Origin of the sequence: Caballeronia sp. BR00000012568055, assembly GCF_029439455.1 — a bacterium.
GTDB lineage: Bacteria > Pseudomonadota > Gammaproteobacteria > Burkholderiales > Burkholderiaceae > Caballeronia.
Genome location: NZ_JAQFVG010000307.1, coordinates 93789 through 107345, shown reverse-complemented (window position 1 = coordinate 107345; position 13557 = coordinate 93789). Strand labels below are relative to the sequence as shown.

General features: G+C 60.0%; 14 protein-coding genes. 3 read left to right on the top strand and 11 right to left on the bottom strand.

Features of this window, described 5'->3' with window-relative positions; translation table 11 throughout:
* Positions 1-10: 10 nt before the first annotated feature.
* The 9 genes from hslU to P7F28_RS21620 all read right to left on the bottom strand — a co-directional run bounded on the left by hslU (position 11) and on the right by P7F28_RS21620 (position 9150).
* Entirely contained in the window at positions 11-1351 is a 1341-nt protein-coding gene (gene hslU / locus P7F28_RS21660; protein WP_277186730.1) for an ATP-dependent protease ATPase subunit HslU, read from the bottom strand.
* Positions 1352-1363: 12 nt separating this feature from the next.
* Entirely contained in the window at positions 1364-1900 is a 537-nt protein-coding gene (hslV, locus tag P7F28_RS21655) for an ATP-dependent protease subunit HslV (RefSeq protein ID WP_277186729.1), read from the bottom strand.
* Positions 1901-2236: 336 nt separating this feature from the next.
* Positions 2237-2653 carry an RNA polymerase-binding protein DksA gene (dksA, locus tag P7F28_RS21650; protein ID WP_277186728.1) on the bottom strand — a complete coding sequence of 139 codons (417 nt, stop codon included), beginning with the start codon at positions 2651-2653 and terminating at the stop codon, positions 2237-2239.
* 590 nt (positions 2654-3243) lie between these two features.
* Positions 3244-4329: a GTP-binding protein gene (locus P7F28_RS21645; protein ID WP_277186727.1), complete on the bottom strand. Its 1086-nt coding sequence runs from the start codon at positions 4327-4329 to the stop codon at positions 3244-3246.
* Between the two features lie 87 nt (positions 4330-4416).
* A complete protein-coding gene (locus P7F28_RS21640) occupies positions 4417-5616 on the bottom strand; it encodes a class I SAM-dependent rRNA methyltransferase (RefSeq protein WP_277186726.1) in 1200 nt (399 codons plus the stop codon).
* 54 nt (positions 5617-5670) lie between these two features.
* Entirely contained in the window at positions 5671-6579 is a 909-nt protein-coding gene (gene xerC / locus P7F28_RS21635; RefSeq protein WP_277186724.1) for a tyrosine recombinase XerC, read from the bottom strand.
* A gap of 3 nt (positions 6580-6582) precedes the next feature.
* Positions 6583-7296, bottom strand: a complete 714-nt coding sequence (locus P7F28_RS21630; RefSeq protein ID WP_277186723.1) for a DUF484 family protein — start codon at positions 7294-7296, stop codon at positions 6583-6585.
* A 35-nt stretch (positions 7297-7331) separates the two neighbouring features.
* Positions 7332-8213 (bottom strand): diaminopimelate epimerase, encoded by an 882-nt coding sequence (gene dapF / locus P7F28_RS21625; protein WP_277186721.1) that lies wholly within the window; start codon positions 8211-8213, stop codon positions 7332-7334.
* Between the two features lie 52 nt (positions 8214-8265).
* Positions 8266-9150 carry a lipid A biosynthesis lauroyl acyltransferase gene (locus tag P7F28_RS21620; protein WP_277186720.1) on the bottom strand — a complete coding sequence of 295 codons (885 nt, stop codon included), beginning with the start codon at positions 9148-9150 and terminating at the stop codon, positions 8266-8268.
* Between the two features lie 279 nt (positions 9151-9429).
* Here P7F28_RS21620 and metK point away from each other — a divergent pair, with 279 nt between their 5' ends.
* A complete protein-coding gene (metK, locus tag P7F28_RS21615; protein WP_277186719.1) occupies positions 9430-10617 on the top strand; it encodes a methionine adenosyltransferase in 1188 nt (395 codons plus the stop codon).
* Between the two features lie 126 nt (positions 10618-10743).
* On the top strand, positions 10744-11859 hold the full coding sequence (locus P7F28_RS21610) for an alkene reductase (RefSeq protein WP_277186770.1): 1116 nt from the start codon (positions 10744-10746) through the stop codon (positions 11857-11859).
* Here P7F28_RS21610 and P7F28_RS21605 read toward each other — a convergent pair.
* Positions 11856-12224: a hypothetical protein gene (locus P7F28_RS21605; RefSeq protein ID WP_277186718.1), complete on the bottom strand. Its 369-nt coding sequence runs from the start codon at positions 12222-12224 to the stop codon at positions 11856-11858. The genes P7F28_RS21610 and P7F28_RS21605 overlap by 4 nt on opposite strands.
* Positions 12225-12550: 326 nt before the next feature.
* Here P7F28_RS21605 and P7F28_RS21600 point away from each other — a divergent pair, with 326 nt between their 5' ends.
* The gene (locus tag P7F28_RS21600) at positions 12551-13327 is read left to right on the top strand and encodes a phytanoyl-CoA dioxygenase family protein (RefSeq protein ID WP_277186717.1); all 777 of its coding nucleotides are present in this window, start codon (positions 12551-12553) and stop codon (positions 13325-13327) included.
* Positions 13328-13336: 9 nt separating this feature from the next.
* Here the strand turns inward: P7F28_RS21600 and P7F28_RS21595 are convergent, their stop codons facing one another.
* On the bottom strand, positions 13337-13540 hold the full coding sequence (locus tag P7F28_RS21595) for a DUF3185 family protein (RefSeq protein ID WP_277186716.1): 204 nt from the start codon (positions 13538-13540) through the stop codon (positions 13337-13339).
* Positions 13541-13557: the final 17 nt, after the last annotated feature.

Genomic DNA, 13557 nt, shown 5'->3' with positions numbered 1-13557 from the left:
GCGCCAAACATCAAAGCACGTAGCGCGACAAGTCTTCGTCCTGCGCCACATCGCCCAATGCGCGATCCACATACGCGGCATCGATCTTCACCGGCTCGCCCGCGTGATTGCCCGCCGCGAACGACACTTCTTCCAGCAGCTTTTCGATCACCGTATAAAGCCGCCGCGCGCCGATATTCTCCGTCTTCTCGTTCACCGAATACGCGATCTCGGCCAGACGACGAATCCCGTCTTCAGCGAAATCGAGTTCCACGCCTTCGGTCGCCAGCAACGCCTTGTATTGCTTCACGAGACTCGCATCGGTCTGGTTCAGAATCGATTCGAAGTCCTGCACAGACAGCGAATCCAGTTCGACGCGAATCGGAAAGCGGCCTTGCAGTTCGGGAATCAGATCGCTCGGTTTGGCGAGATGAAACGCGCCGCTGGCGATGAACAAGATGTGATCGGTCTTGATCATGCCGTACTTGGTGTTGATGGTCGTGCCTTCGACCAGCGGCAGCAAATCACGCTGCACGCCCGCGCGCGATACCTCCGCGCCACCCACCTCGCTGCGCGACGCGATCTTGTCGATCTCATCCAGAAACACGATGCCGTTCTGCTCGACGTTCTGCACCGCGCGGCTCTTGACCTCTTCGTCGTTGAGCAGCTTGCCGGCTTCTTCATCGGTCAGCAACTTCAACGCTTCCTTCACCTTCACCTTGCGGCGCGTCTTCTTGCCACCGCCGATATTCGCGAACATCGAACGAATCTGCTCGGTCATGTCTTCCATGCCCGGCGGCCCCATGATGTCCATGCCGGTTTGCGGCTGCTCCACGTCCAGCTCGATTTCCTTGTCGTCGAGCGCGCCTTCGCGCAGACGCTTGCGGAAAGTCTGACGCGTGGTGTTGTCGCCTTCGCTGGTCACGTCCGTGGCGGCGTTGAAACCGACCGGGCGCGCCGTCGGCAGCAGAATATCGAGAATGCGATCTTCCGCACGATCCTCGGCCTTGGTGCGAACCTTCTTCATCTCCGATTCACGCGTCTGCTTCACCGAAATCTCGATCAGATCGCGCACGATGCTGTCCACATCGCGGCCCACATAGCCGACTTCGGTGAACTTGGTCGCTTCGATCTTGATGAACGGCGCATCCGCGAGCTTGGCCAGACGACGCGCGATTTCGGTCTTACCGACGCCCGTCGGCCCGATCATCAGAATGTTCTTCGGCGTGATTTCCTGGCGCAGCGGATCGGCCACTTGCTGACGACGCCAGCGATTGCGCAGCGCGACCGCGACCGCTTTCTTCGCGCGGCCCTGGCCGATGATGTGTTTGTCGAGTTCGGAGACGATTTCGGAGGGAGTCATGGTGGTCATCGCTGGGTTCCTTTACTCGATCGTCTCGATCACGCGATTGTGATTGGTGTAGATGCACATATCGCCCGCAATCGTCAGCGACTTTTCGACGATCTCGCGCGGCGAAAGCTCGGTGTTTTCCATCAGCGCCTGCGCGGCGGCCTGCGCATAAGCGCCGCCCGAACCGATCGCCGCGATGCCGTGTTCGGGATCGAGCACGTCGCCGTTACCGGTGATGACCAGCGTGGTGTCCTTATCGGCCGTAATGAGCATGGCTTCCAGCCGACGCAGCATGCGGTCGGTGCGCCAGTCCTTGGCGAGTTCGACCGCCGCGCGCGTCAGATTGCCCTGATGCTTTTCCAGCTTCGCTTCGAAGCGGTCGAGCAGCGAGAACGCGTCGGCCGTGCCGCCGGCGAAGCCGACCAGCACCTTGCCGCCATAAATGCGGCGCACCTTTTTAGCGCCGCCTTTCATGACGATATTGCCGAGCGTCACCTGACCATCGCCGCCCAACGCGACTTTGTCGCCGCGTCGCACGGAGACGATGGTCGTGCCGTGAAATTGTTCCATGTGCGTTCCTTGAGAAAACGGGGAGTGCGAGGCGCAGTATCGCCAGGCAGTCGAGAATTCGATGGGGTGCACGGCGCGGGGTTCCGTCGAGCGGACGGCGCCGCGCACGCGGCTCGCGGTTTTCAAGCGATTCAATGCTTCCGCGAGGCGCGTCCAGTTTATTTTAGGGCGTCGGCGGATTTATCAAGATGCGCGCGTCGATTCGCTGCACACGGAACACGCAGAAATGAAAAAGGCACACGTCCGACGTGTGCCTTTTTCAGAAACCACAGCTTTTTCGCGGCGGCGCGTTCCCCGTTGCGGGCGGTCCCGCGACGTGGGTCCGCTCGCCGTGCTTCAGTCGCCGAACAGCTTCTGACGCAGTTCGCGGCGCTCCTGTGCTTCGAGCGAGAGCGTGGCGGTCGGACGGGCGATCAGACGCGGAATGCCGATCGGCTCACCGGTTTCTTCGCACCAGCCGTAATCACCGGAATCGATTCGCGCGAGCGACTGCTGCACCTTCTTCAGAAGCTTGCGCTCGCGGTCCCGCGTGCGCAGTTCCAGTGCATGCTCTTCCTCGATGGTCGCGCGATCCGCCGGGTCCGGCACGATCACCGTTTCCCGCAGGTTCTCGGTCGTCTGGCCGGCATTCTTCAGAATGTCCGCTTGCAACTGTTCGAGCCGGTTCTTGAAGAAGGCGAGTTGTTCCTCGTTCATATAGTCCTTCTCGCTCATCTTCAGGATTTCGGCTTCGGTCAAGAGTTTCGTTGTCATCTGCTTGCTTCTTCAATGTAAGGCGATGTCTTCGCACCGCCCGCGACTGCGTGACCCGCATGCGACGCTTCTGGCTTCGCGCTAGGCATCACGCAAACGCCGATGCGGGGCCGAACTCCTCTGGAAACCGATATTGGATGATGCTCCGGACGTGATGAATCGTTTGCACGACTCGCATTTTCCGGCCCCGGTGCTCTGCCTTCGATTCGCCTTCCCCCGGTGAATCTCGACATCGTCCCGTCAGGACATCCCTTCTCCTGTATCCGCCGGCGTTGCGCTCAAGGACGCGCGGCCTTTGGAACTGCCCTTCTCCAGTGGGGCTGTATTGTAACTGAACCGCAATTTCCGGCGACAAGGAGGAAAACCCTGTCAATTTGTGCCGGAATGTCAAAAATATAACGCCTCAACGTGCAAAAAGCGATGTCAGTTGGTGGTCGCGATTACACATGCGTAATGAAAAACAACGATGAAAAACGCCGCGCGCGGGGCTTGTCGTTTCCCCATCGGCGGCGTTTTCGCATTTTCCACATTTTTCATTAACCGCTTCCCGCCGATAGAGCGAGATGCGTGCCAACCAATATCTCGCTTGCTTACTTCACGAGGCAGGCGTTGAGTCCATCGGTAATCAGATCCTGCGGCAGTTCGATACCGATAAACACCATCTTGCTGTTCTTCTTTTCGATCGGCATCCACTTGCCCGCGAGGTCGCTGCCCATCATCTGATGCACGCCCTGAAACACAACCTTGCGATCGACGCCCTTCATATACAGCACGCCCTTGTAACGCAGCAGACGCTCGCCGTAAATCTGCAAGATGCCGCCGAGAAAATCTTCGAGACGGTTTGGATCGAACGGCTTGTCGCTGCGATAGACGAACGACTTGATCTTGTCGTCGTGATGCGCGTGATGATGATTGTGGCCATGACCATGCTCGTGGTCATGACTGTGATCGTGACCGCAGGTGGAATGATCGTGATCGTCGTGATCGTGACCGTGAGCGTGGTCATGATCGTGATCGTGATCGTCTTCCGCGAGGAAATCCGGATCGATCTCCAGCTTCGAATTCAGATTGAAGCCGCGCAGATCGAAGATTTCCTTGATATCCGCATCGCCGAAATTCACCACGCGGATGGCCGCGCGCGGATTCATATGCAGCACGCGATGCTTCAGCGCCTCGAGTTCATCGGCGGAAACGAGATCGGACTTGGTGATGAACAGACGGTCCGCGAAACCAACTTGCCGCTGCACGACTTCGTGCTGATCGAGCTGCGCGTTCGCGTGCTTGGCGTCCACCAGCGTAATGATGGCGTCGAGCAGGAATTCGTCGGCAACGGTGTTGTCCATGAAGAACGTCTGCGCCACCGGGCCGGGATTCGCGAGGCCGGTGGTTTCGATCACCACGCGGTCGAAGTCCAGCGTGCCGGTCTTCTTGCGGTTGGCCAGGTCTTCCAGCGCGCGCGCCAGATCGCCGCGAATCGTGCAGCAGATGCAGCCGTTGCTCATCTGGATGATCTGCTCGTTCGTCTCCTGCACGAGAATTTCGTTGTCGATATTCTCTTCGCCGAACTCGTTTTCGATCACGGCGATCTTCATGCCGTGTTGCTCGTTCAGGATGCGCTTGAGCAGCGTGGTTTTGCCGCTGCCCAGAAAGCCGGTCAGGATGGTTACGGGAATCATGGTGTTCCTTTGAAATCGGGAGTCGCGCTTAATCGGCTATTGAAACATATTTGCAAAGCCGATGCTTTCGCGCCTAGATTGGGCCGTTCAGGCGATTTGCAACAGCAGTCCTTTCAGGTACTCGCCTTCCGGAAACGCCGTCAGCAGCGGATGATCGACGCCCGCGCCAAGCCGCTTGAGAATGCGCGCATCGACCCGCGCGTCCGCCGCCGCGCCCGCGACGATCTTCTGAAACAGGTCCGAATCGATCGCGCCGGAACACGAATAGGTGAACAGCAGGCCGCCCGGACGCAGCAGCTTGAAGCCGCTCAGATTGATGTCCTTGTACGCGCGCGCCGCGCGATCCACGGTTTCCTTCGATGGCGCGAACTTCGGCGGATCGAGCACGATCAGGTCGAAGCGCTGGCCTTCGTCGTAGAGACGGCGCAGGGTTTTGAAGGCATCGGCGTCGAGCCATTCGGCTTTTTCGGCGTCGAAGCCGTTGGCTTTGACGTTCTCGCGCGCGAGCGACAGCGCTTCGCCGGATGAATCGACGGACACCACGCGCGTTGCGCCGCCTTTGAGCGCGGCCAGCGAAAAACCGCCCGTGTAGCAGAAACAATTCAGCACTTCGCGGCCTTGCGCGTGCTGCGCGACCAGCACGCGGTTATCGCGCTGATCGACGTAGAAGCCGGTTTTATGGCCATTGCGCACATCGACGTGATAGCGCACGCCGCACTCGTTGGTGATAAGCGTATCGGCGGGCGGCGCGCCGGCGAGCACGCCGACGGTCTGCTCCAGCCCTTCCTTCTGCCTGATCGATACATCCGAGCGCTCGTAGACATTCGGGCAATCGGTCGCGGCGATCAGCGCCTGCACGATCGCGTCCTTCCACGACTCCACGCCCGTCGCCATAAACTGGCAAACGAGTTGCGCGTGTTTGCCTTCATCCGCGACGTAGTAATCGACGATCAAACCCGGCAAGCCGTCCGCTTCACCGAAGATCAGGCGCGTCGCGCCCGTATCGCGCACCATCGACTGACGATGCGAGACCGCGCGCTGCACGCGGCGCTTGAAGAACGCGTGATCGACGGGCTCGGTTTCATCGAACGTCCAGACGCGCGCGCGAATCTGCGATTGCGGACTGTACGATGCGCGCGCCAGAAAGCGCCCGTCGGCGGCGCGCACGGTGACCGTGGCACCCGGCGTCGGATTGCCGTCGATACGCGCGATGGCGTTCGCATAAACCCACGGATGGCGGCGAACCAAAGACCTTTCCTTCGCCGGTTTGAGCGTGATGGTGTTCATTTCTTTACTTCTTCAGATGCTTCGATGCAGCGCTCTGTTCAAAGCGCCGGAAGATTAATCGCGCTTCTTCGCGCGCGGATGCGCCGAGTCGTAGACGCGGGCCAGATGTTGAAAATCGAGCGATGTATAAATCTGCGTCGCCGTGATGTTGGCGTGGCCGAGCAACTCCTGCACCGCGCGCAGATCGCCGCTCGATTGCAGCACGTGCGTGGCGAACGAATGCCGCAGCACGTGCGGATGCACGTTCGACGGAATGCCCGCCATCAGCGCCATGCGTTTGACGCGTTCGCGCACCACGCCCGGCGCCATGCGATTTCCCCGCGACGACAGAAACAGCGGCGATGCATCGGCTTTGACGAACTGATCGCGCACCGCGATCCACGCGCGCAAGGCATCGATCGCCTTGCTGCCGACCGGAACCGTGCGCATACGCTTGCCTTTGCCGAGCACGGTGACTTCCGCGCTATCCAGATTCAGCCAACCCAGCGATGCCTTGTTCTGCGAAATATCGATACCGACGAGTTCCGCCAGTCGCAGCCCCGACGAGTAGAACAGTTCGAGGATGGCGTGATCGCGGAGTGCTTCGGGGGAATCCGAGAGCGGGGCGTCCATGAGCTGTTTGGCGTCATCGACGGATAGGGCTTTTGGCAGCGTTTTCGCGCGTTTGGGCGCGCGTACGGTCGCGACCGGATTCGCGGGCATTTCCACGCGCTCCGCGAGCCATCGATAAAACGCCCGCCACGCCGACAAGCGATGCGCAATCGAGCGCGACGATAAACCCGCCGCGTGCGCGCGCACCACCGCGCCACGAATATCGGCGGCGACCAGCGTTTCGAGCGGACGCGCTTTGGCGAGCGCGCGCAGTTCGCTCAGTTCGTGCGTATAGCCGCGCAACGTGTGCTCGGACAACTTCCGCTGATCCTTGAGGACCGCGAGATAGTCGGCGATGTTGTCGGCGGACATTTTTTAATGCGGCAGCAAGCGCGACAACGCCGCGCTCGACAACGCGCCGATCTGCGAGAGAAAGTCGGTCGCCATGCCATCGTGGAAGCGGCGCGGATCCGGTGAGCCCATCACGAGCAGACCGAACACGGGCGCATCCGGACCGCCTTGCGGATCACGCAATGCGATCAACGCGACGGACTGGATTTCGGCTTGTGCATCGCTTGCGTTGCTCGATGAAACCGCCGACGCCGAATTCGATGCCCCCAGCCATTGCGCCGCCGCGAAGCCGGTGTTCGCGCCGCAATACGGCGCATCGAGACTGGTCGCGAAAATGCGCACTTCCTCGCCAACCTGACGCGCGAAGTCGGCCTGACGGAAGGCCTCGTCGATATCCCACACGCGCAACGCGGCGTGCGGCACATCGAAGACATCGCACAGACCTTCGCTGATGGTCGCGGGCAGCGTGTACGGATCGCGCTGCGAAATCACGCGCACGGTCCATCGATTGAACTTGCTCGAAATGCTGTCGTTTTCGTGACCGTAACGCAGCAGTTCCGCCAGACGGCGTTCGAGCTGCTTGTTCTTGTCGCGCAGCATTTCCATCTGGCGTTCTTGCAGCGACACGGCCGCTTTGCCATGCGGATTCGACAGCCGGATACTGCCGAGCAACTCGGCGTTCTCGGCAAAGAAATCGGGATTGTCGAGCAGATAGTCGGCGACTTCGCGTGGATTCATGATGATGTGATTGCGTTAGGCACGGTCAGGCAAGATCAGGCACGATCTGCGAGGCGATCGAGATCGATCTCGCCTTCGAAAACCGTCGTCGCGGGTCCTGCCATGAAGAGCGACGCGGATTCGTCCGTCGCGCCTTCCCAAGTGATCGTAAGTGTTCCGCCGTGTGTATCGACGCGTACTGGAGAGTCCAGCACACCGCGCCGGATGCCTGCGGCCACTGCCGCGCATGCGCCCGTGCCGCACGCGAGCGTTTCACCCGCGCCGCGCTCGAACACGCGCAATTTGACCGAATGTCGATCGACGATCTGCATGAAACCCGCATTCACGCGCTGCGGAAAACGCGTATGCCGTTCGATCAGCGGTCCTTCCGTAGACACCGGATAGTTTTCGACATCCTCGACGATCTGCACGGCGTGCGGATTGCCCATCGATACGACCGAGATCCAGTTCGTGCCGCCGAGCACATCGAGCGGCCAGAGCGTGTCCGCGCCTTGCTTGCGGCCTTCGAGATTGCGGGCATCGAACGGGACGAGCGGCGGGTCGAAAACCGGCGTGCTCATATCGACCATCACTTCGCCGTTCGGCTGCACGGAGAGCGTGATGACGCCGTTTTGCACCTGCACGCGCACTTTCGATTGCTCCGTCAGCCCGCGCTCGCGCACGAACTTCACGAAACAGCGCGCGCCATTGCCGCAATGTTCGACTTCGCCGCCATCGCAATTGAAGATGCGGTACTTGAAATCGACGCCATCCACCGTCGGCTTTTCGACCAGCAGCAACTGGTCCGCGCCGACGCCGAAGTGCCGGTTGGCGAGCGCGCGAACCTGCGCGGCGCTCAGATCGAGCGCTTGCGAAAAGCCGTCGAGCACGACGAAGTCGTTGCCCGCGCCTTGCATTTTGGTGAATTTGAGTTTCATGGCCGGTATTGTATGTGAGTCGCGCGGGGCTGACTTGCGCGCGACATCGTCATCAATAAAAGCCCGGTTCGCCAGGCGGCCGCGTCTTGAAGCGCTTGTGCACCCAGTAATACTGTTCGGGCATTTCGGGAATGTGCTCTTCGAGAAACGCGTTCATGCGGCGCGCGTCGGCGTCGTCATCGCCGGAAGGGTAGTTCTGCCAAGGCTCGTAAATCTTCAGCCGATAACCCTTGTAGTTCGGCAGCACTTCACCGATGAACGGCACCAGTTGCGCCTTCCCCGTCTTCGCCAGCCGGCCGACGGCGGTCAGCGTGCAAGTGGGAATGCCGAAGAAGGGCACGAAGGTGGAATTACGCATGCCGTAATCCATATCCGCGCCGAGCATCACGGGCTTGCGATCACGCAGCCATCGCAAGACGATACGCGCGCTGTCCGCACGGCTCGCCATATCCGCGCCGAAACGCGCGCGCTGCGCCTTCGCCAGTTCTTCCACTTGCGGATTCGAAAACGGCTGATACAGCGACCCGCATTGCCGATGCAGCGAGTAATTCAGAAAGATCGATCCCGCTTCGATGCCCACGAAGTGAAAGCCGAGAAACAGCGTAGGCGGCAAATCCGGATCGGTGAGATCGACGGCGCTGTCGAGTTGAATCAGCTTTTCGAGCTTCTTTGCCGAGCCGAACCACTGCACGCTTCGTTCGACATAACTTCGAATGGCATGCCGAAAATGCTTCTGCGCGATGTCCTCGCGTTTCTCATCGGACCACTCGGGAAAGCACAGTTTCAGGTTCGTATGTACGATGCGTCTGCGCCGGCTGGGAATCTGATACAGCAGCCAGCCGAGACCATCACCGAAACGCGCGGTGATGCCATAAGGGATGATCGCCAGAAACTTGAGAAATGCAATGGCAATGGCCACGCCGATTCGCCCTAGCATGATGAAGCGCTCCAGCGAACATACGCGTTGTTGCGACGAATGGATGATTGTTTCAGGTCGAATGACAGCAAACGTTCGGCTCTGTAAAAACACGGGAAACCGGTATAATAAGACCTTCGCCGAGTTAATGGACAACTTGCGGGGCGAAGCCAGACGCGATCTTTCTCAAGCATGAGAATGCGCAACTGGAGGATGGACATCCGCTAAAGCGTCGCCGCTTCAGACTCCAAACGAAGTCGGCTACGTGAATATCAACCGTACTTTATTGGAGTCTGAAGCGTGTCAAACGACTACCTGTTTACCTCCGAATCCGTTTCCGAAGGCCACCCGGACAAGGTCGCCGATCAAATCTCCGACGCCATCCTCGACGCCATTCTGGCGCAGGACAAATACTCGCGCGTCGCAGCGGAAACGCTCTGTAATACCGGCCTCGTCGTGCTCGCCGGTGAAATCACCACCAACGCCAACGTCGATTACATCCAGGTCGCGCGTGACACGATCAAACGCATCGGTTACGACAATACCGACTACGGTATCGACTATCGCGGTTGCGCGGTGCTGGTCGCGTATGACAAGCAATCGCCGGATATCGCGCAGGGCGTGAACAAGGCGCACGACGACAACCTCGATCAAGGCGCGGGCGACCAAGGTCTCATGTTCGGTTACGCATGCGACGAAACGCCCGAACTCATGCCGCTGCCGATTCACTTGTCGCACCGTCTGGTCGAGCGTCAGGCGAATCTGCGCCGCGATGGCCGTCTGCCCTGGCTGCGTCCGGATGCAAAGTCGCAAGTCACCGTGCGTTATGTCGATGGCAAAGCGCATTCGATCGACACCGTCGTGCTCTCCACGCAGCACGCGCCGGACATCGAACTGGCGCAACTGCGTGAAGCGGTGATCGAAGAAGTCATCAAGCCGACGCTGCCGAAGGACCTCATCAAGGGCGATATCAAGTTCCTGGTGAACCCGACGGGCCGCTTCGTTATCGGCGGTCCGCAAGGCGATTGCGGTCTGACGGGCCGCAAGATCATCGTCGATACCTACGGCGGCGCAGCCCCGCACGGCGGCGGCGCGTTCTCGGGCAAGGATCCGTCGAAGGTCGATCGCTCGGCGGCTTATGCGGGACGTTACGTGGCGAAGAATATCGTCGCGGCCGGTCTGGCCTCGCGCGCGCTGATTCAGGTTTCCTACGCGATCGGCGTGGCGCGCCCGACTTCGGTGATGGTCAACACGTTCGGCACGGGCCGCGTGTCGGATGCGGAAATCACCAAGCTGGTTCTGGAGCACTTCGATCTGCGTCCGAAGGGCATCGTTCAAATGCTCGATCTGCTGCGTCCGATTTACGAAAAGTCGGCAGCTTATGGTCACTTTGGCCGTGAAGAGCCGGAATTCTCGTGGGAAGCAACGGACAAGGCGCTGGCACTGGCCGAAGCCGCTGGCACGGAGCCGGTCGCGTCCGTCGCGTAAGGCTTCGGGCGGTTTGACTTAGTTTCGATGTATCAAGAAACGGCAGGCATCGCGCCTGCCGTTTTGCATTGCGGCGCGGATTTTGCATATTGTTCGATGAGCCAACCGTCCGAGCAATCATCCGCCATGCCGTACGACACGCTGCTTTCGCCCGTCACCATCGGCAATTTAGAGCTGCCGAATCGCGTCATGATGGCGCCGCTCACGCGCAATCGCGCATCGCAACCCGGCGATGTGCCGTCCGAAATGAACGCCCTTTATTACGCGCAACGTGCGAGCGCGGGCTTGATCGTGACCGAGGCGACGCAGGTTTCGCGGCAAGGTCAGGGTTATTGGGCCACGCCGGGGATGTATTCGGATGCGCAGGAAGCGGGCTGGAAGGCGATCGCGGGCGCGGTGCACGCGCGGCATGGGCGGATTGCGCAGCAGCTCTGGCATGTGGGGCGCGTGTCGCATCGGCTGATACAGGATGGTGGTGCGCCGCCGGTCGCGCCTTCCGCGATCCGCGCGCGCAACACGCAGGTTTTCGTGCGAAACGATGACGGCTCGTTCGGCATGATCGACGCCGACAATCCGCGCGCGCTCGAAACGAATGAAATTCCCGGCATCGTGCTGCAATTCGTCGATGCCGCACATCGCGCCAAGCGCGCCGGTTTCGACATGATCGAAGTGCACGCGGCAAACGGCTATTTGCTGCATCAATTCATGGCGACCGGGACGAACCATCGCACGGACGATTACGGTGGCAGCGTCGAAAATCGGCTGCGATTGACCATTGATGTGCTCGAAGCTGTGTGCGGTGTGATGGGCGCGAATCGCGTCGGCATTCGTGTATCGCCGAACTTTATCGGCTTCGATTTGCAGGATGACGAAGCGGATACCTCATCGCTGCATCTGGCCTCGGAGTTGAAGCGCATCGGCGTGGCGTATCTGCATTTGGCCGAAGGCGATTGGGCGGGCGGCGAACCGCTGACGGAAGATTATCGCCGTGCGCTGCGTGAGGCATATGACGGGTCGATCATCCTGTGCGGCAATTACACCGCGAAGCAGGCGAATCAGCGCATCGAACGGGGCGATGCGGATGCCGTGGCATTCGGTCGCGCGTATCTGGCGAATCCTGATTTAGTGGAACGCATCCGTGCCAACGCGCCGCTGAACACGCCCGATGAATCGACGTTCTACGGCGGCGCGGAAAAAGGCTACACGGATTATCCGACGCTCGATGAAATGCCCAAGACTTAACGCGCCGCGAACGCGTACCAACCCGTGCTGCTGGTCGATAGACGACGCGGACGTCGGCTGGTCAACGCGGCGGCTTTGGGCTTGGCTGGTTTCATCGACGAGAAAGAGGGCGCGCGCAATGCCGCCGGACGCGGCAGCAATGACTTCAGCGTCACTTTCCGCGAGATCGCGCTGACACGCAGATTCAGGAAGAAACCGCGAAACCACGACCGAATGCCTTCGACCGGATGCACATGCTTGAACTGCTCCGCGATCGCATGCGTGCGCGCGGAATGATGACGTAACGCGCGGATAACGCCGTGTCGTGCGGGACGTGCGGCACGCGCCGCAACGCGGGTGAGGCCGTTGACTAGTCGTGGATTCATGTGAGCGTTTGGGTCGGTTTGCAATTGCGCAAACTCGAAGATAGTCGTCTCAAAAATAGCGTTCAACCGATTCGATTCAGCCGATAGAACGAAGTTGCACCGATATGATGCAGCGAATGTATCGGTTCATTACGACAAGGGTAAGTCCGCGTTTTCCCTGACCATTTCTTAAGCACACGCTTTATCAGGAATCCGCAATGCCTTGCCGTACAAGGCAGAACGGGCTTTCGCGCGGCGGCGGATTTACAATGATCCGAAAGTCTGATTCCGGGCATTAAGCCGGAAACATGAAGTCGTTTGAAAGCCGGTCGAGAGTGAAACTGAAAATGTCCGATCAAAATTTCCTTAAATCAAAAAAAGAGCAAGTCGCTGAACTGCGTGAAACGGGTTTCGTCATCGTGAAGGGATTGGTGTCCGAAACGCGTTGCGAAGCGATGCTCGCGGTCGCGCGCCAGCAATTGGCCGAAGCCGCCGCGCCGCTCGAATTCGAAGCCGATTTGCAATATCCCGGCGCGCCGTCGTCCAAGGACGCGCCCGGCGGCCACACGGTCCGCCGTCTGCTCGACGCTTATGTGCGTCACGCGCTGTTCGCCGAATGGGCGACATCGCCCGATGTGCGCGGCTGGATGGAGCTGTATTTCGGCGAGACGCCGTATCTTTCGCGCGCGCATCACAACTGCATGATGACCAAGCATCCCGCGTACGGAAGTCTGACGGGATGGCATCGCGATGTGCGTTACTGGTCGTTCGAGCGCGACGATCTGGTGTCGTCGTGGCTCGCGCTCGGCGATGAAGAAGTGGATAACGGCGCGCTGTGGTTCGTGCCGGGATCGCACAAACTGCCGTTCACGTCCGACCGTTTCGACGACGCCAAATTCTTTCGCGCCGATACGCCCGACAATGCCGCGCTTATCCGCACCGCCTTCTCACCGAAGCTTGAACGCGGCGATGTCGTGTTCTTCCACTGCAACACGCTGCATTCGGCGGGCAAGAACCTCACCGATCAGGTGAAGTTCTCGCTCGTGTACACGTATCGCGGCGCGAGCAATGCGGCGTTGCCGGGTTCGCGATCGGCATCGAAGCCGGAGATCGCGCTGGTTTGAATCGATAAATCAGCGTTTGGACGGAATCGCCAGGCCGATCAACCCGGCCAGCGACGCGATCACGCCGCCCGCGATCAGCCAGATGGTCTTGTTCGTGGGCGAGCCGGTGAAGAAGCGCGAAAAGTCGCTCGACAGCGAGTGAAACGACTGGCCGCCGAAGTACAGCAGAATGACGCCGCCGACCAGCAGCGCAACGGAAATCGCTCGGGACATAGTGTGAGTTCTCTGTC